The sequence below is a fragment of the Pigmentiphaga humi genome, from assembly GCF_900606115.1.
GTDB lineage: Bacteria > Pseudomonadota > Gammaproteobacteria > Burkholderiales > Burkholderiaceae_B > Pigmentiphaga > Pigmentiphaga humi.
Genome location: NZ_UWPJ01000026.1, coordinates 108,400 through 124,300 on the forward strand (window position 1 = coordinate 108,400; position 15,901 = coordinate 124,300).

The 15,901-nt window shown below is 69.1% G+C and carries 19 protein-coding genes; 17 read left to right on the forward strand and 2 right to left on the reverse strand.

Features of this window, described 5'->3' with window-relative positions; all coding sequences use genetic code 11:
• Positions 1 to 14: 14 nt before the first annotated feature.
• Entirely contained in the window at positions 15 to 674 is a 660-nt protein-coding gene (locus PIGHUM_RS17305; RefSeq protein WP_124080845.1) for a 4'-phosphopantetheinyl transferase family protein, read from the reverse strand.
• Between the two features lie 170 nt (positions 675 to 844).
• On the opposite strand from PIGHUM_RS17305, the gene PIGHUM_RS17310 reads away from it, so the two are divergent.
• The 17 genes from PIGHUM_RS17310 to PIGHUM_RS17390 are packed head-to-tail and all read left to right on the forward strand — an operon-like array spanning position 845 to position 14,705.
• A complete protein-coding gene (locus PIGHUM_RS17310) occupies positions 845 to 1,447 on the forward strand; it encodes a beta-ketoacyl synthase chain length factor (RefSeq protein ID WP_246013278.1) in 603 nt (200 codons plus the stop codon).
• Positions 1,426 to 2,235: a lysophospholipid acyltransferase family protein gene (locus tag PIGHUM_RS17315; protein ID WP_124080849.1), complete on the forward strand. Its 810-nt coding sequence runs from the start codon at positions 1,426 to 1,428 to the stop codon at positions 2,233 to 2,235. Before PIGHUM_RS17310 ends, PIGHUM_RS17315 begins: the two co-directional genes overlap by 22 nt.
• Positions 2,216 to 2,476: a phosphopantetheine-binding protein gene (locus PIGHUM_RS17320; RefSeq protein WP_124080850.1), complete on the forward strand. Its 261-nt coding sequence runs from the start codon at positions 2,216 to 2,218 to the stop codon at positions 2,474 to 2,476. Before PIGHUM_RS17315 ends, PIGHUM_RS17320 begins: the two co-directional genes overlap by 20 nt.
• A gap of 13 nt (positions 2,477 to 2,489) precedes the next feature.
• Entirely contained in the window at positions 2,490 to 2,744 is a 255-nt protein-coding gene (locus tag PIGHUM_RS17325; protein ID WP_124080852.1) for an acyl carrier protein, read from the forward strand.
• A gap of 2 nt (positions 2,745 to 2,746) precedes the next feature.
• The gene (locus tag PIGHUM_RS17330; RefSeq protein ID WP_124080854.1) at positions 2,747 to 3,295 is read left to right on the forward strand and encodes a COG4648 family protein; all 549 of its coding nucleotides are present in this window, start codon (positions 2,747 to 2,749) and stop codon (positions 3,293 to 3,295) included.
• A complete protein-coding gene (locus PIGHUM_RS17335; RefSeq protein WP_124080856.1) occupies positions 3,295 to 5,016 on the forward strand; it encodes an ApeI family dehydratase in 1,722 nt (573 codons plus the stop codon). The genes PIGHUM_RS17330 and PIGHUM_RS17335 overlap by 1 nt, the downstream gene beginning before the upstream one ends.
• Positions 5,003 to 5,758, forward strand: coding sequence for a glycosyltransferase family 2 protein (locus PIGHUM_RS17340; protein ID WP_124080858.1), 756 nt, complete (start codon positions 5,003 to 5,005; stop codon positions 5,756 to 5,758). Before PIGHUM_RS17335 ends, PIGHUM_RS17340 begins: the two co-directional genes overlap by 14 nt.
• Complete coding sequence (locus PIGHUM_RS17345; protein WP_124080860.1) at positions 5,755 to 6,687, forward strand: lysophospholipid acyltransferase family protein; 933 nt, start codon at positions 5,755 to 5,757, stop codon at positions 6,685 to 6,687. The genes PIGHUM_RS17340 and PIGHUM_RS17345 overlap by 4 nt, the downstream gene beginning before the upstream one ends.
• On the forward strand, positions 6,680 to 7,120 hold the full coding sequence (locus tag PIGHUM_RS17350) for an acyl-CoA thioesterase (protein ID WP_124080862.1): 441 nt from the start codon (positions 6,680 to 6,682) through the stop codon (positions 7,118 to 7,120). Before PIGHUM_RS17345 ends, PIGHUM_RS17350 begins: the two co-directional genes overlap by 8 nt.
• A 32-nt stretch (positions 7,121 to 7,152) precedes the next feature.
• Positions 7,153 to 7,761: a LolA family protein gene (locus PIGHUM_RS17355; RefSeq protein WP_124080863.1), complete on the forward strand. Its 609-nt coding sequence runs from the start codon at positions 7,153 to 7,155 to the stop codon at positions 7,759 to 7,761.
• Positions 7,751 to 10,105: an MMPL family transporter gene (locus tag PIGHUM_RS17360; RefSeq protein WP_124080971.1), complete on the forward strand. Its 2,355-nt coding sequence runs from the start codon at positions 7,751 to 7,753 to the stop codon at positions 10,103 to 10,105. The genes PIGHUM_RS17355 and PIGHUM_RS17360 overlap by 11 nt, the downstream gene beginning before the upstream one ends.
• Positions 10,106 to 10,107: 2 nt before the next feature.
• Positions 10,108 to 10,641, forward strand: coding sequence for a DUF3261 domain-containing protein (locus PIGHUM_RS17365; protein ID WP_124080865.1), 534 nt, complete (start codon positions 10,108 to 10,110; stop codon positions 10,639 to 10,641).
• Positions 10,638 to 11,840 (forward strand): beta-ketoacyl-ACP synthase, encoded by a 1,203-nt coding sequence (locus PIGHUM_RS17370; RefSeq protein WP_124080867.1) that lies wholly within the window; start codon positions 10,638 to 10,640, stop codon positions 11,838 to 11,840. Before PIGHUM_RS17365 ends, PIGHUM_RS17370 begins: the two co-directional genes overlap by 4 nt.
• Positions 11,837 to 12,295, forward strand: a complete 459-nt coding sequence (locus tag PIGHUM_RS17375) for a hotdog family protein (protein ID WP_124080869.1) — start codon at positions 11,837 to 11,839, stop codon at positions 12,293 to 12,295. Before PIGHUM_RS17370 ends, PIGHUM_RS17375 begins: the two co-directional genes overlap by 4 nt.
• Positions 12,288 to 13,019, forward strand: coding sequence for a 3-oxoacyl-ACP reductase FabG (fabG, locus tag PIGHUM_RS17380; protein ID WP_124080871.1), 732 nt, complete (start codon positions 12,288 to 12,290; stop codon positions 13,017 to 13,019). Before PIGHUM_RS17375 ends, fabG begins: the two co-directional genes overlap by 8 nt.
• The gene (locus PIGHUM_RS17385; RefSeq protein ID WP_124080873.1) at positions 13,019 to 14,245 is read left to right on the forward strand and encodes a beta-ketoacyl-ACP synthase; all 1,227 of its coding nucleotides are present in this window, start codon (positions 13,019 to 13,021) and stop codon (positions 14,243 to 14,245) included. The genes fabG and PIGHUM_RS17385 overlap by 1 nt, the downstream gene beginning before the upstream one ends.
• Before the next feature lie 31 nt (positions 14,246 to 14,276).
• Positions 14,277 to 14,705: a hypothetical protein gene (locus tag PIGHUM_RS17390; protein WP_124080876.1), complete on the forward strand. Its 429-nt coding sequence runs from the start codon at positions 14,277 to 14,279 to the stop codon at positions 14,703 to 14,705.
• A gap of 62 nt (positions 14,706 to 14,767) precedes the next feature.
• On the opposite strand, the gene PIGHUM_RS17395 is transcribed toward PIGHUM_RS17390, so the two are convergent.
• Positions 14,768 to 15,805 carry a zinc ribbon domain-containing protein gene (locus tag PIGHUM_RS17395; protein WP_124080877.1) on the reverse strand — a complete coding sequence of 346 codons (1,038 nt, stop codon included), beginning with the start codon at positions 15,803 to 15,805 and terminating at the stop codon, positions 14,768 to 14,770.
• Positions 15,806 to 15,901 lie beyond the last annotated feature (96 nt).

Here is a 15,901-nt window from a genome sequence, read left to right on the forward strand (position 1 = left end):
GCCAGGCCGGACCGCTAGCAGCTCCAGCTGCCCAGCATGCGATGGACAGGCACGCGGGCAATCTGTCCCGACTGCCACGCAACGACGGGAAGCGGCCCGCCGCCGCCGGCGCTGGTCACGATGGCGGCCATCCAGTCCGGCTCGAGCAGGAAAACGGCCGCATGCCATTTCCCCGCCGGGGCTCTCAGGCGCTGTTCCCCGGCCTCTTCCCGCAACCCCACGTCGCGCATGGCGCCGGGAAACTCAAGGCCGGCCGCCTTGACGAAGGCTTCCTTCAAGGTCCACAGCAAATAGAAATAAGTCAGTTGCAGCGCAGCGGCTTGTCCGTGCAAGATCTCGCATTCCGCGGGATCGCATACCCACTGCGCCAGGCGCAGGACGTCCCGCGGCTTGATCCGCTCCAGATCGACGCCGAGCTTGCCGCCGGCCGCGCGGGCGCACAGCGCGTGGCCGCCACTGTGACTCAGCGACCACACCCCGGCGCTGGCGACGTCGAGCTCCGCCATCAATGCGCGGCTGACGCGCCAATCGAGCTCGGCCTTGCCGCGGCGGGCTCCGCCTGCGCGCATGCGATCGGCCTCGGACAGGCACGCTTCCGAATAGGCCTGCGCCGCGGCGGGACCCGCCCAGCCCACGTGCAAGACTGTGCTTGCCGCCACATCGGTCGTCTTCATGGTGCGCACAATATAGGGTAAATTCGTGACTATTCGTAAAATCACGCAGCATGGTTACTTTTTCGATAGCGGACTGGCAAGCTTGGGCGCCGCACATCCACGACACGCCCGCTTGGCAGACGTGGGCTCGGGCGCCCTATTGTCCGGCCGGCGACGATGCCCCGCCCCGCTTGGATTTCCTGCCTGCCATGCAGCGCCGCCGGCTCGGCGCCCTCGCGCGCATGGTGTTCGCATGCGCCTGGCCGCTCGCCGAGGGGCGTGCGAACCTGCCCGTGGTCTATGGCTCGCAGCACGGGGAAACCACGCGCGACATCGAACTGCTCCTCGACCTGGCTCGCGGCGAACCGCTGTCGCCCACGTCCTTCGGCCTCTCCGTGCATAACGCCGTGGCCGGGCAATGGACCATCGCCCGCGGCGAAACCGCGGAAACCGTGGCGCTGTCGGCGGCGCATTGCGGCGCCGAGCACGCCTTCCTCGAAGCCTGCGCCCTGCTGCGGCAAGGCTATGAAGCCGCGCTCGTCGTCCTCGCCGAAGAACTCCCGCCCGCACCGTATCGGCCCTGGATCGCCGATGTGCCGTTTTCCTACGCGGCGGCGTTCCGCATCGAGCCCGGCCAGGACTGGCGGCTTGCGCCGTCCGATCCGCCGGCGTGCTCGCCGGCCCCTGCCTGGCCCAGTCCGCTGAACCTCGTGCGCAACCTGGCGCTCGGCTCGCCCGGCTGGCATCACATCGAAAACGGACACGCATGGCAATGGACGCACCTCGATCGCTAGCGCCGCAGCGCCAGGACGCCTGGCTCTGGCGCCTGGTCGCAACGGGCGCGTCTTTCGTCCTGTTCGGACTCGGCGGCCTGGCCCTGCGCCTGTTCGTCTTCCCGCCGCAGGGCCTGCTGCCCGGCAGCCGGCGCGTGCGCCAGCGCCGGGCGCGCCGCGCCATCGGCGGCAGCTTCCGCTGGTTCATCCGCTTCATGGTCCGGGCCGGCATCCTGACCGTCGATTTCCGCGGCGCCGAGCGGCTCGGACGCCCCGGCCAGCTCATCGTGGCCAACCACCCGTCGCTGCTGGACGTGGTCTTCCTGATCGGCCACGTCGACGGCCATGCCAATTGCGTCGTCAAGCACGGGTTGGTCACCAACCCTTTCACGCGCGGCCCCATACTCAGCGCGGGCTATATTACGAATGACCAAAGCCTGGAAATGCTGGATCGCTCGGCCGAGGTATTGAAGCAAGGCGAGGCCCTCATCATTTTCCCCGAGGGTACCCGCACGCCGGTCGGCAGCTTGCCGAAACTCCACCGGGGAGCCTGCGCCATTGCCCTGCGAGGCGCGCAGGTGGTCACGCCGGTCGTCATCCGCATGACGCCGCGCAGCCTGACCAAGGGCGAGCCCTGGTACCGCATCCCCTACAGGCGCATGCGATACAGCATCCACGTCGGCCCGGACATCGACCCGGCCCGGTGGCGCGACAGGCACTCCCCTCCCATCGCCGGCCGTTTGATGAACGATTTTCTCCATGACTATTTCGCGTCGGAACTGAACCACCATGCAGGCACTGGAAACTGAACTCAAGAACCTCATCATCGAATCGCTGGGCCTGGAGGACGTGACGCCGGAAGACATCGATACGCACGACGCGCTGTTCGGCGACGGCCTGGGGCTGGACTCCGTGGACGCGCTGGAGCTCGGGCTCAGCCTGCAGAAGAAATACGGCATCGCCATCGACCCCGACACCAAGGACCTGCGGCAGCATTTTTCCAGCGTCGCCCACCTTGCCGCCTTCGTCACCTCGAACCGCCGAAACTGACCGCCGATCCGCCATGCAAACTCGAGAAGAGATCTACGCCGTACTGAGCAATGCCCTCGTCGAGCTGTTCGAGATAGAGCCCGAACGCGTGACGCCTTCGGCCAACCTGTATACCGACCTCGAAATCGACAGCATCGACGCCATCGACCTGATCGACCACATCCGCCGCGCGACGGGCCGCAAGCTCGACGCCGCGGACTTCCGCTCGGTCCGGACGGTCGAAGACGTCATCGAGGCCGTCTACCAGAAACAGCAGAACGCCGGCTGAGCATGCGATCCGCCCTGGTCCCGGTCTCTCTCGCCGCCGGCATGGCCTATCCCTTCTGGGTCTATGCCGTGCAAGGCCGGGTCGAGCCGGCCTGGATCATGCTTCCGCTCTCGGCGCTGTGGCTGCTGCGCACCCTGCTGGCGCGGCCGGAAGAACCCGGGGGCCGGCTGCTGCCCGCGGCCGCCCTGGCCGGCTGCATCGCGCTGTCCTGCTCGGATGCCCAACTCTCGTTGCGCGCCTATCCTGTACTGGTCAGCCTGTTCATGCTGGCCATTTTCGGCGGCAGCCTGCGCTATGGGCCGCCCGTCATCGAGCGCCTGGCGCGCCTGCGCGAACCGGAGCTGCCCGAGCAAGGCGTGCGGTACACGCGCCGGGTCACGCAGGTCTGGTGCGTGTTCTTCCTGCTCAATGCCGGCGTCGCCGCCGCCCTGGCGCTGTGGGCCCCGTGGAGCTGGTGGACGCTCTACACCGGCGGCATCAGCTATGCGCTCATCGGCGCGCTGCTGGTGGGCGAGCGCGCGCTGCGCCCCTTCCTGCTGCGAGCGGCCTGATGTCCGGGCATTGGGTAGCGCTGGCCGAGCTCCTCTCGGCGCCGGATCCTTCACGGCTGGCCGCGCACGGCCCCGCCATGACCCAGGCGGACCTGGCCGCCCGCAGCCTGGCGCTGGCCGGCGCGCTGGCGGCCGCGCAAGTCCGGACCGCGGGACTCTGGTTCGACGATGCCGCCGAACTGGCTTGCGCGCTGCTCGCATGCTGGCGAACGGGAACCCGGGCGATCCTGCCGAGCGACGTCCAGCCCGCCACCTGCGCGGAACTGGACGGCGAGATCGACCTCTGGCTCAGCGACGCGGCCTTGCCGGGCACCGCCGGCCGGACCGCGTCCCCGGCCGGCCTGATCGCGCAGACCGGCGCGGCGGCGCTGTCCGCCTGCCGCCTGGATCCGGCATCCGCCGGCATCGTGCTGCTGACTTCCGGATCCAGCGGCAGTCCGAAGCGCATCCTCAAGACCTGGGATCAATTGGCCAGCGAGGTGGAAGCGCTCCAGCGCCAGTGGCCGGCCCATGCCGGTGCGACCGCCGCCACTGTGATGGGCAGCGTCAGTCCGCACCATATGTACGGCCTGATCTTCAGGGTGCTGTGGCCCTTGTGCTCGGGCCGCCCCATCCTGCGCCCCCAACTGGTCTATCCCGAAGAGCTCCAGCGCGCCGCCGCGCGCCATGCGCCGGCGATCTGGATCAGCAGCCCCGCCTTGCTGCGGCGTTGCGGTCCGGCCCTGGACTGGACCGCCCTCGGCTCCCGGGTCGAACGGATTTTCTCCGCGGGCGGGCCGCTGCCCGAAGAAACCGCCGGACAATTCGCCGCCAGGCTGGACCTGCTGCCGACCGAGATCTACGGCAGTTCGGAAACCGGCATCATTGCCTGGCGCCAAGGCGCCGGTCATTGGCGGGCCTTCGCCGGCGCCCGCATCGGCGCCGACGAACGGCAGGCACTGTGGGTGGAGTCCCCCTGGACCGCCCTGGCGCGCGAGCAGACCGCGGATACCGTCCGCCTCTGCGATGCCGGCTTCGAGCTGCAGGGACGCCTGGACCGCATCGTCAAGATCGAGGAAAAACGCATCGCGCTGCCGGCGGTGGAACGTCTCCTCGCCAGGCATCCCTACGTGCACGAAGCGTACGTCGGCAAGCGCAAGGAAAATACCCGGCTCACCGCGCTCGCGGCCCTGACCCCGGCCGGCGTGCACGCCCTGCGCAATCAAGGCAGGCGCGCGCTGGTCGCGGCCTTGCAGGCGCATCTGCGGGAGCACCTCGCCTCCCTGGCGATCCCGCGCAGCTGGCGCTTCATGCAGCGCCTGCCCCGCAATGCGCAAGACAAGCTCGCGCTTCCCCTGTTCGAATCCTTGGCTGGCCCGCGGCCGACCGCTCCGCACCTGCTTGCGCTGCCTGCCACGGAAGCAGGCGAGCGGCGCTACGAAGTCGGCATTCCGCTGGATCTGGCATTTTTCTCCGGCCATTTTCCCGCGACGCCGGTCGTCCCCGGCGTGGCGCAAATAGGCTGGGCCTACGATACGGCCCGGCGCGACGTGTTTCCCGGCCTGGATTTCGGCGGCGTCGAAGTGCTCAAGTTCCAGAAACTGCTGCGCCCGGGCGACGTCGCCGAACTCACCCTGCGGTGGAACGAAGCGAACGCCAAACTCTATTTCGCATTCAGGCTGGACGGCGAACCTTGCTCCTCCGGCCGCATCCTGCACAGGCCCCGACATGCCGACGCATAGACTCTGCGCCATCGTGCCCGTCTACAACCACGGCGCGACGGTGGCCGGCGTAGTTCGCAGCCTGCGCGCCCAAGGCCTGGACACCCTGCTCGTGGACGACGGCTCCGCCCCCGACTGCGCCACGGTGCTCGACGGCCTCGTCCGCACCATCCCCGGCACCTGGCTCTTGCGCCGCCGCGACAACGGCGGCAAGGGCGCGGCCGTCCTGGACGGATTGCGCGCCGCCGCCGGCCGCGGCTACAGCCACGCGCTGCAAATCGACGCCGACGGCCAGCATGCGCTGGCGGACGTCGCGCAATTCGCCGCGCTGTCGAGGGCGCACCCCCAGGCCCTGGTGTGCGGCGCACCGATCTACGGCGACGATGCGCCCCGTGCCCGCCTCTACGGACGCTGGATCACGCGCGTCTGGGTCTGGATCAACACGCTCGCCCTGGACATCCCCGATGCCATGTGCGGCTTCCGCATCTATCCCCTCGCCGCGACGCTGCCGGTCATCGACAACGCCAGCATCGGGCGGCGAATGGATTTCGACATTTCCATCATCGTCCGCCTGCACTGGCGCAACGTGCCCATGGTGTGGCTGCCGACGCGGGTCATGTATCCGGGTGACGGCATCTCGCATTTCCACGCGCTGCGCGACAACCTGCTGATCAGCAAAGAGCACGCGCGCCTGTTCTTCGGCATGCTGGGCCGCCTCCCCCTGCTGCTTGCCCGCCGCGCGCTGCGCAGGACCGGCGCATGAGGCCGGCATCCTCTCCCACGCACTGGGCGCGGCGCCCGGAGCGAGGCGCGAGCCTGCCGATGCGGGCAACGGCCTGGGCCGCGCGCACGCTGGGCCGGCGCGCCGTCGCCCCCGTGGTCTGGCTGGTCGTGCTGTACTTCTACGCCACGGGCGGGGAAGCGCGGCGCGCCATCGCGGAATACCAGCGGCGCCTGGCGGCCCATGGCGGGGGGCCGGCGCTCTTTCCGGCGCGATTCCCCGTCTACCGCCAATACCTGGCGTTCGCGTGCGCCTTGCTCGACAAGCTCGATACCTGGCAAGGCAGGATAGCCACCGGCGACGTGGACATCGAGGATCCGGACCGGCTCCGGGCCCAGATGGGCAGCGGTCCGGGGCAGATCCTGCTTTGCTCCCACCTGGGCAACGCCGAACTCTGCCGGGCCATCGCCAGCCACGAGCCGAACCTGCGGCTCAACGTGCTGGTCCACAGCCACAACGCGGTGCGCTTCAACGCCTTGCTGTCGCAGGCGGGCGCCAGCCAGTTGAACCTGATCCAGGTCAGCGAGCTGGACGCGGCGACCATGCTGCACCTGAGCGAAAGACTCAAGCGCGGCGAATGGCTGGCCATCGCCGGCGACCGCACGCCGCTCCAGGGCAAGCGCGTCGTCCCGGTGACATTCCTCGGCGCCGATGCGCTGCTGCCGCAAGGTCCATGGCTGCTGGCCGGCCTGCTGCGCTGCCCCGTCAATACCGTGTTCTGCACACGCCGGCGGGGACGCTACCGCATTGCCCTGCAGCGCCTGTCAGACGGACTGGCCTGGACGCGAGCCACCCGCGAGGCCGAAGTCTCGCGCGGCGCGCAGCGCTATGCCGACGTGCTCGCCGCGGCCTGCCGCGACGCCCCGCTGCAATGGTTCAACTTCTATCCCTTCTGGCAGAAACATGCGTAAACGCGGCCTGCTCGGCATCGACATCCCCATCAAAGTGCCGTTCTACGACATCGATTCGCTGAACGTCGTCTGGCATGGCCACTACGTCAAGTATTTCGAAGAAGTCCGGTGCGAACTGCTCGACGACATCGGCTACAACTACGACGACATGCTGCGCGACGGCTACGTCTGGCCCGTGGTCGACCTGCAACTGCGCTACGTCAAGCCCGCGACCTTCCGCCAGGCCCTCGATGTGCGCGCGGAACTCGTCGAATGGGAGAACCGGCTGCGCATCAACTACCTGGTCAGCTGCGCAGCGTCGGGGGCACGCCTGACCCGCGGCACGACCACCCAGATCGCGGTCAGCGTCGCCACCCGGGAAATGCTCTACACCTCGCCGCCCTCGCTGGTCCAGGCCGTCGAGGCGGCGCTTACCCGCCGGGGGTTTCGATGAATTCCCTTCCACGCGCTGCCATGGGAACGGCAATGAACAGACGGACGCTGCTGAAGGCGATCATGGCCGCCGGCATCGCGGCCTGCGGCCCGGCCCATGCCTTCGGCCTGGGCGAACTGGAAACGCAGCTGCGCGCCTCGCCCGTCGTGCACGGGCGCTTCGTCCAGGAAAAATTCCTGCGCTCGCTGCCCCAGCCGTTGACCAGCCGGGGCGAGTTCACGCTCGCGACCGGCAAAGGCCTGCTGTGGCTGCTGCGCAAGCCCATCGAGCAGGAACTGCGCATCACCGCCGACGGCATCGCGCGGCGGGACGAGCGCGGACAATGGACCGCGCTGCCGCGGCAATCGGGCGCCGGCCGCGCACACGGCCTGATGCTGTCCGTCCTGGCCGGCGACACCCGAGAGCTGCAAGAGAACTTCGACCTGGCTCTCGACGGCAGTCCGGACGCCTGGCGCATGACGATGACGCCGAACTCACCGCTGCTGCGGCAGATATTCGAGCGGATCGACATCGAAGGCGGCAGGACCATACGCCGGATCGAACTGCGCGAGGCCGCCGGCGACCGCACCGTCCTGAAGATGGAACAGGTACGGACCGCGCCCGCGCTGACTCCCGAGGAAGCCCGTGCCTATGCGGAATGAGCGCTGGCTGCCGCGCCTGTTCCTGCTGTGCATGGCGGCGCTGCTGTGCACAGCGCTGTGGCAAGCCCGGCAGGGCTGGCCGGTGTCGTCCGGCCTGCTCGATCTCCTGCCCCAGGTCGCGAGCGATCCGGTTCTGCGCCAGGCGCAGGAGCGCGTCCAGGCGCCGTTGACGCATCAGCTCGTCGCGCTGCTCGGCGCCCCCGACAAACGCGAGGCGATCCGGCAGGCGCGCGACCTGAGCCAGCGCTGGCGGCAAAGCGGCCTGTTCGAACGCGTCCAGGTCGAATTCGAACCCGACCTGGAACAGCTCCGCGCCCGCCTCCTGGCCGGCCGCATCGCCATGCTGCCGCCGCAGGCGCGCGCCCAGCTCGAACAGCGTCCCCAGGCCTATGCCGAACAGCGGGCGCGGGAGATCGGCGATCCCTTCTCGTCCGCTTCGCTCATTCCCCTGGACCAGGATTGGCTGGGCCTGGCGCGCCAGGCCGAACGCGCCCTCCAGCCTGACACCAGCCTGCAGCTGGATCCCGGCAGCGGCATGCTGCTCACCCGGCACGACGGCCTGACGTGGGCGCTGGTCCGCACCGAGACGCGCGGACGCGCCTTCGACCAGGACTCCCCGCCGCGGCTGGCGGACTACATCGGCCAGGAACAGCAACGGCTGCGGGCGGACGGCGCGCGCCTGCTCGCCACCGGCGGCATCCTGTACGCGGAGTCCGGCCGCAGCCTGGCCATGCGGGAAGGCGGCTGGATCAGCGCCTGCTCCATCGCCGGCATCGTCCTGATTCTGCTGCTCGCCTTGCGCAGCGCGCGGGCGCTGCTCAGCTTCATCGTCGTGGGCTGCGCGCTGCTCACCGGCTTCGTCGCCTGCGTCGCGGCGTTCGGCACCATCCACGTGATGACCCTGGTCGTGGGCGCGAGCCTCATCGGCATCGTGATCGATTTCCCGCTGCACTGGCTGAGCAAGAGCCAGGACATGCCGGTGTGGCAGCCCTGGCGCGCCCTGGACCGGATCCGGTCCAGCCTCCGCATCAGCCTGGCCGCCAACCTGCTGGGCTACCTGGCGCTCGCCTTCACGCCGTTTCCCGCGCTCACCCAGATCGCGGTGTTCTCCTCCGCCGGCCTGCTCGGCGCCTATGCCTGCACCACCTGCCTCTTGCCGGCCCTGTTCCGGAACTGGCGTCCCGCCGTGCGGCCCCGCCGGTGGCTCTCGTACCTGCTCGGGCAGCGCGACCGGCTTGCGAGCCGACGCGGATTGCAGCTCGCAGGCGCCGTGCTTCTGGCCGGCTTCTGCGCGATCGGACTGGCCCGCCTCGACATGCGCGACGACCTGCGGCAATGGATCAGCCTGCCGGCCGCCATGCAGGACGAAGCGCGGCAGATCGGCGCCATTACCGGCTTCATGCCGACCAGCCAGTTCTTTCTGGTGCGGGCCCCGGACGACGACGAGCTGCTGCGCCGCCAGGCGCGCGTCGCCGCCGCGCTGGATACGCTCAAGGCCGAGGGCGGCGTGGGCTCGTACCTCGCGCTCAGCCAGCTGCTCTCCCCCTCGGACGTTCAGGTCCGCACCCGCGCGCGGCTGGCGGAACTGTCCGCCCAGGCGGCGCCATGGCAGCCATTCGACACGATAGGCGTACCGGCCGCGGCCATCCGGAACGAGTTGCTGCGCCTGGCGGATACGCCCGTGCTCGATATCCCGGCAGCCCTGGACGCTCCGTGGGCCGAACCTTGGCGCGACCTCTGGCTGGGCCGGCAAGCGGGCGCATCGGTGGGCCTCGTCACCCTGCAAGGCCTGCGCACCGTGGCGGCGCTGGACGCCATTGCACGCGCGGTGCCCGGCGTCGTTCTGGTCGACCAGAACGGCGAGCTGAACCGCCAGTTCGCGGCCACGCGCACCAAGGCCGCCGAACTCAAGGCCGCATCGTATGTGCTGGCCGCCGTGCTTCTGCTGGTCGTCCTCGGGCGCTCGGCCACCTGGCGCATCCTGTCCGTCCCCCTGCTATCGACCGCATGCACCGTGGCCATGCTCGGCATCGTGGGCCAGCCCTTGACCTTGTTCAGCATGTTCGGCCTGCTGCTGGCCTCGGCCGTCGCGGTCGATTACGCCGTGTTCATGCAGTCCGGCGCATCCAGCCCGCCGGTGCTGGCCTTCGGCGTGGCGCTGTCGGCCGCGACCACGCTGCTTTCGTTCGGTCTGCTGGGCCTGAGTTCCACGCCCGCGGTCTCGAACTTCGGACTGACCATCGCGCTGGGCGCCGTGTTCAGCCTGATGGCGACCTTCCTGATCGTCTCGCCTCGCACCGGTGCAGGCACCCCCGCGGCCGTCCCGCAAGAGGCCGGAGAATGAAGATGCCCGCCCTGCTCCGTCGCATCGCGCTCTGCGTCATGCTGGCCTGGCTGTCGGCATGCTCGACCACGCCGCCGCTGCCGGCCCGCGAACACGACTACGGCCTCCCGCGCTGGCTGCACGTCGTCCGCCAACACCCCGGGCAAGCGGATCAAGACAGCATGCTCGCCGTCCAGCGCGAGCAGGGCGCGACCCGCTGGTCCTGGTTCGACCCGCTCGGCGTGCCGCTCGCGCGCCAATTGCTCGACCAGGGAAACTGGCGCAGCGACGGCCTCGCCCCGCCCAATAGCGAAGCCAGGGAATTGTTCGCCGCGCTGCTGTTCGCCTGGACGCCGCACGACGCGCTGGACGCGGCCTACGGCGCGGGCTCGTGGCGGGAAGAACCGATGCGGGACGGCTGGCGCCGCACCCTGATCCGGGCCAACGCGCCATACTTCGCCATACGGGCTATCCATGCCGGACCGGCAGGCGTCCTGGTGATCGAGGATTCGCACGGAACACATTGGCGGGTCGCCCCGCTGGATACACGACCATGAAGACTTGGCTGGGACCTCCGGGCCTGGTATGCGCCCTGGGCAGCGGCATCGCCGAAGTGCGCGCCCGCCTCCATGCCGGCGACACGTCCGGCATGCGCCCGCGTGCCGGGTGGATAGCCGGCCGCACGCCCGTGCTGGGCGCCTATGAAGGCGTGCTGCCCGAATGGCCCGGGCACATCCCCGCGCACCATCGCACCCGCAACAACCGGCTGCTGCTGGCCGCCGCCCGGCAGATCGAGCCCGCCTTGCGCAATGCCCTGGCCCGCCATGGCGCCCATCGGGTCGCTGTCGTGCTGGGCACCAGCACATCCGGGGTCGACGACAACGTCGATGCCTTCCGTTCGCTGGCCGCCGACAACGCGTGGCCGGCCGCCTACGACTACCGCAGGCAGGCCCTGTCCTCGCCCTCCGCCTTCCTGTCGGACTGGCTGGGCGCCACAGGACCGGCCTACACCCTCTCCACGGCCTGCACCTCCAGTGCGCGCGCCCTGATCACCGCCCGCCACCTGCTGGCCATGGGCGTATGCGATGCCGTCGTCTGCGGCGGCGCCGACTCGCTGTGCCGGCTCACCATCAATGGCTTCGCCGCGCTGGGCGCCGTCGCGGACACCCTCTGCCGGCCGTTCTCGGCGCATCGCGCAGGCATCAACATCGGCGAAGCCGGCGTCGTCTTCCTGATGGAGCGCGATCCGGCGGCGCCCGGCTCGGTCGCGCTGCTGGGAGGCGGAGGCAGTTCGGACGCCTGGCACATGTCGGCCCCCGACCCCAGCGGCGCGGGCGCCGCCAAGGCCATGCGGGCGGCGCTGCAGGACGCCTGCGTGGAGCCCGAAGCGGTCGGCTGGATCAATCTCCACGGCACCGCGACCGAGCACAACGACGCCATGGAAAGCCTGGCCGTGCAGGCCATATTTCCGGACCTGGACGTGCCGTGCGCATCGACCAAGGCGCTCACCGGCCACACGCTGGGCGCGGCCGGCGCGCTCGAGGCCGCCCTGGCCTGGCTGACCCTGGACCCCGCCAACCGCGACGGCGCCCTGCCGCCGCACGTCTGGGACGCGCAGCCCGACCCGGCGCTGCCCCGGCTGTCCTTCAGCACCGCCGGCCACCGCTATCCCCCAGGCTGTGCGCGCGTCGCCATGAGCAACTCGTTCGCTTTCGGCGGCAACAACACCACCCTCATCCTGGGGAGCGCCGCATGAACCCGCCTCTTCTGCGCGAGCTGCTGCCGCATGCCGGCGACATGGTGTTGCTCGACGAGCTGCTGTCCTGCGATGCGGAAAGCCTCAGCGCGCGGGCCGTCGTCAGGCCCTGCCCCTTCAGCCTGCCCGACGGCAGCCTGCCGCCCTGGCTCGGCCTGGAGATGCTGGCCCAAGGCGTGGGCGCCTGGGCCGGCTGGCATGCCCGGCAGGCGGGAACCCCCGTCAAGCTGGGCTTCCTGCTCGGCACGCGGCACTACGCCTGCCATGCCGCAGGCTTCCCCGCCGGCGCCGTGCTCACGATCGCCATACGCCGCGCCATGCAGGACGCCACGGGCATGGGCGTCTTCGAATGCGAATTGCGCCAGGACGAGACCGTGCTGGCGCAAGCCCGCCTCAACGTCTATCAGCCGGCCGATGCCGCCCACTACACGCAGGAACCCGCCCCCCATGAATAATCAGACCGTCCTCGTCACCGGCTCCAGCCGGGGCATCGGCCGCGCCATCGCGCTGGCCCTGACCGACGCGGGCTACGACATCGTCGTGCATTGCCGCGCGGGCCTGGAACAGGCGCATGCCGTGCAGGCGGAAATCCTCGCCCGCGGCCGCCAGTCGCGCGTGCTCGCCTTCGACACGGCCGACCGCGCCCAATGCGCCCGGGTGCTGGAAGCCGACATCCAGGCGCACGGCGCCTACTACGGCGTCGTGCTCAACGCGGGCATCAGCCGCGACGGCGCCTTCCCGGCACTGACCGACAGCGACTGGGACCAAGTCCTGCGCACCAACCTCGACGGCTTCTACAATGTCCTGTCGCCGCTCAGCATGCCCATGATCCGCCGGCGCGCGCCGGGCCGCATCATCTGCATGGCCTCGGTATCCGGCCTGGTCGGCAACCGCGGCCAGGTCAACTACAGCGCCTCCAAGGCCGGGCTCATCGGCGCCGCCAAGGCGCTCGCCGTGGAACTGGCCAAACGCCGGATCACCGTCAACTGCGTGGCGCCCGGCCTCATCGACACCGACATGATCGACGAAGACGTACCCGTGGAAGAAATCCTCAAAGCCGTGCCGGCGCAGCGCATGGGCACACCCGAAGAAGTCGCCGCGGCCGTCGTGTTCCTGATGTCGCCCGGGGCGGCGTACATCACCCGGCAGGTGCTGGCCGTCAACGGAGGGCTGTGCTGATGCATCGCGTCGTCGTAACGGGCATGGGCGGAACCAGCGCGCTGGGAGATGACTGGCGCACCATCGACGCGGCGTTCCGCGCCGGGCGGAACGCGGTCCGCAGCATGCCCGACTGGGACAGGTATCCCGACCTGAACACCCGCCTGGCCGCCCCCATCGCGGGCTTCGCGCCGCCGTCCCACTGGACCCGCAAGCAGCTGCGCAGCATGGGGCGGGTCTCTCAATTGGCCGTCTATGCCGCCGAGCGGGCGCTCGACGATGCCGGCCTGCTCGGCGATCCATCGATCACCGACGGACGCATGGGCGTCGCCTGCGGCTCGTCCACCGGCAGCACCGCCGAGGTCAAGGCCTTCGGCAACATGCTGCTCAATGGCGTCACCGACGCCCTCAGCGCCAACTCCTACGTGCGCATGATGCCGCACACGACCGCCGCCAACATCGGCATCTTCTTCTCCGCCAAGGGCCGCATCATCCCCACCTCCAGCGCCTGCACCTCGGGCAGCCAGGGCATAGGCTATGCGTTCGAGGCCATACGGTACGGACGCCAGGCCATGATGCTGGCGGGCGGAGCCGAGGAACTCTGTCCCAGCGAGGCCATCGTCTTCGACGCCCTCTACGCCACCAGCCAGAAGAACCAGACGCCGGAACTGACGCCGCGCCCCTACGACAGCCAGCGCGACGGCCTGGTCATCGGCGAAGGCGCCGGCATGCTGGTGCTCGAATCGCTCGACCATGCGCAGGCGCGCGGCGCCCGCATCCACGCGGAGATCGTCGGCTTCGGCAGCAACTCCGACGGCAGCCACATCACGCGGCCGGAATCGGCCACCATGCAGAAAGCCATGGAACTCGCCCTGGACGACGCCGGCCTGGCTCCCGAAGCCATCGGCTACGTCAACGGCCACGGCACCGCCACCGAGCAGGGCGACATCGCGGAAACCCAGGCCACGGCGGCCGTGTTCGGCCCGCGCATCAGCCTCAGCTCCCAGAAGAGCTACCTCGGGCACACACTGGGCGCATGCGGCGCGCTGGAGTCGTGGTTCAGCATAGAAATGCTCAAGAACGACAGCTACGTCGGCACCCTGAACCTGGACCGCGTCGATCCGCTCTGCGCCGAACTCGACTACATCACCGGACAGCCCCGGCAGGCCAGCCACGAATTCGTCATGAACAACAACTTCGCGTTCGGCGGCATCAACACCTCCCTGATCTTCCGCCGCTGGCCGTAGACCTCAGCCCTCAAGCTCATCCGGAGACCCCATGAAACCCGTCACCCGCCTCCTCGCCGCCATCATGATCGCCCTGGCCATGGGCAACGCCGCCTATGCCGCGCGCGCCGGCAAGCCCATGCAGCTCCACCTGGACAACCCGATACGCACCCTCAACACCGCCACGCCCGGCAAGACGGAAATCGAGAACGCGATCATCCGCGCCGGCATGCAGCGCAACTGGATCATCACGCGCAACGGCGACGGCACGCTCAACGCCCACCTGGCGATACGCCAGCACACGCTGGACGTGACCATCGTCCTGAAAGACACCACCTACGACATCGTCTACAAGAACAGCACCAACCTGCAATACGCGCCCAACCCCGACGATCCGGCCCGCCCCATCATCCATCCCTCCTACGACAAATGGGTAGACAACCTGATCGGCGACATCCGGGTCCAGCTGGCGCAGCTTTGACGGGATAGCCGCCTTCACCGGCGCGTTGAGCGCCCACGGTCGATCCGGTGAGCGAATCGAAGTCAGTTGCCCCCCGCCGCGCCGCAAGCATGGCAATAGTGCGCGAACGTGCTGCGCCGCGCATGGCATGCCGGGCACGGCTGGAACAATCCGATGCCGCAATGCGGGCAGAAATCCGTCTTGCCGTCCTTCAGGTCCACGCTACGCTCGCACCCCGGACACACCTGCTTGGCGAGCCTGGCCTGCGCAAGGTCGTAATCCAGCGTCCGCCGCCGTTCGGCATCGGATAGCTGCTCGGCCTGCTGCTGGCGCTGCAGATAGCGATTCAGCGCCACAATGGCCTGCCGCCCAAGCAGCACGGTCAATACAATTCCGACCGTATAGCGCACGTAGCCGCCATAGCTCGGCAGATAAGGCACGAGCTCGACGAAGAAGGCGAACAGCGCAAAGAAAATAAAGCCCCAGGCGAATGGCCAATAAGTGCTGTTGCGCTTACGGACGAACAGCCAGCCGGCGATCACCAGCAAAGGGAGCGTCAAGGCGAGCCGGTACAAAAAGACCCGCAACTCCATCTTGCGCATAGCCGATTCCAGCTTGCCGCCGGCATCGCGCTCCAGCAGGCTCAGCTCGGTCCGGTTCAACTTCAACACCTGGTTGAGGTCCAGGAGCTGCTTCTCCAAACCCAACACCTGGCCGTCGCGGCGCTTCTCCTCTTCCATCAGCGCATCGAGCTGGCGCGAACGCTCGATTAATGCAGCATCCTGATCCGGCTGGCTCGTCGCGCGGCGCGTCGCGACCCAGTTCGCGAAAGTCTCGCGCGCGGACAGCGACGCCTGCCGCGCCGCCTGCTGCTGCAGGCGGGCCTGCTTCAACTCGTCCTGCAGCGCATTGCGCTGCCGCTCGCCCGCCTCGATTTGCATGCGCAAAGGACCGGCGGCCTGCTTGTCGAGAAAATCCTCCTGCGTCAGCCGATGCTCGACGTTCGGCAGATCGCCCACCACGGCGCCCCCGAGTCCGATCAGGAACCAGGCGAACGCGAAAGCCACCAGCCAGAGGCCACGGCGGAACCACTTTTCCGACCAACGCAGGGATTTGCTCATGGGAGGGTCCTGAATGCGGGGAATGCAGGGGATTGTAATGAAGGTGCATGGGCGGGCCTGCCGGCGAGAATGCCTATGCAGGCCTGCAGCATCGCT

What these genes read in the sequence shown, in the direction of transcription:
- PIGHUM_RS17320 (WP_124080850.1), top strand. Translation starts at nt 2,216, where the DNA reads ATGCAGGCACTGGAAACTGAACTCAAGAACCTCATCATCGAATCGCTG.
- PIGHUM_RS17350 (WP_124080862.1), top strand. Translation starts at nt 6,680, where the DNA reads ATGCGTAAACGCGGCCTGCTCGGCATCGACATCCCCATCAAAGTGCCG.
- PIGHUM_RS17360 (WP_124080971.1), top strand. Translation starts at nt 7,751, where the DNA reads ATGCGGAATGAGCGCTGGCTGCCGCGCCTGTTCCTGCTGTGCATGGCG.
- fabG (WP_124080871.1), top strand. Translation starts at nt 12,288, where the DNA reads ATGAATAATCAGACCGTCCTCGTCACCGGCTCCAGCCGGGGCATCGGC.
- PIGHUM_RS17345 (WP_124080860.1), top strand. Translation starts at nt 5,755, where the DNA reads ATGAGGCCGGCATCCTCTCCCACGCACTGGGCGCGGCGCCCGGAGCGA.
- PIGHUM_RS17375 (WP_124080869.1), top strand. Translation starts at nt 11,837, where the DNA reads ATGAACCCGCCTCTTCTGCGCGAGCTGCTGCCGCATGCCGGCGACATG.
- PIGHUM_RS17365 (WP_124080865.1), top strand. Translation starts at nt 10,108, where the DNA reads ATGCCCGCCCTGCTCCGTCGCATCGCGCTCTGCGTCATGCTGGCCTGG.
- PIGHUM_RS17305 (WP_124080845.1), bottom strand. Translation starts at nt 674, where the DNA reads ATGAAGACGACCGATGTGGCGGCAAGCACAGTCTTGCACGTGGGCTGG.
- PIGHUM_RS17395 (WP_124080877.1), bottom strand. Translation starts at nt 15,805, where the DNA reads ATGAGCAAATCCCTGCGTTGGTCGGAAAAGTGGTTCCGCCGTGGCCTC.
- PIGHUM_RS17330 (WP_124080854.1), top strand. Translation starts at nt 2,747, where the DNA reads ATGCGATCCGCCCTGGTCCCGGTCTCTCTCGCCGCCGGCATGGCCTAT.
- PIGHUM_RS17335 (WP_124080856.1), top strand. Translation starts at nt 3,295, where the DNA reads ATGTCCGGGCATTGGGTAGCGCTGGCCGAGCTCCTCTCGGCGCCGGAT.
- PIGHUM_RS17355 (WP_124080863.1), top strand. Translation starts at nt 7,153, where the DNA reads ATGAACAGACGGACGCTGCTGAAGGCGATCATGGCCGCCGGCATCGCG.
- PIGHUM_RS17370 (WP_124080867.1), top strand. Translation starts at nt 10,638, where the DNA reads ATGAAGACTTGGCTGGGACCTCCGGGCCTGGTATGCGCCCTGGGCAGC.
- PIGHUM_RS17385 (WP_124080873.1), top strand. Translation starts at nt 13,019, where the DNA reads ATGCATCGCGTCGTCGTAACGGGCATGGGCGGAACCAGCGCGCTGGGA.
- PIGHUM_RS17340 (WP_124080858.1), top strand. Translation starts at nt 5,003, where the DNA reads ATGCCGACGCATAGACTCTGCGCCATCGTGCCCGTCTACAACCACGGC.
- PIGHUM_RS17325 (WP_124080852.1), top strand. Translation starts at nt 2,490, where the DNA reads ATGCAAACTCGAGAAGAGATCTACGCCGTACTGAGCAATGCCCTCGTC.
- PIGHUM_RS17390 (WP_124080876.1), top strand. Translation starts at nt 14,277, where the DNA reads ATGAAACCCGTCACCCGCCTCCTCGCCGCCATCATGATCGCCCTGGCC.
- PIGHUM_RS17315 (WP_124080849.1), top strand. Translation starts at nt 1,426, where the DNA reads ATGGACGCACCTCGATCGCTAGCGCCGCAGCGCCAGGACGCCTGGCTC.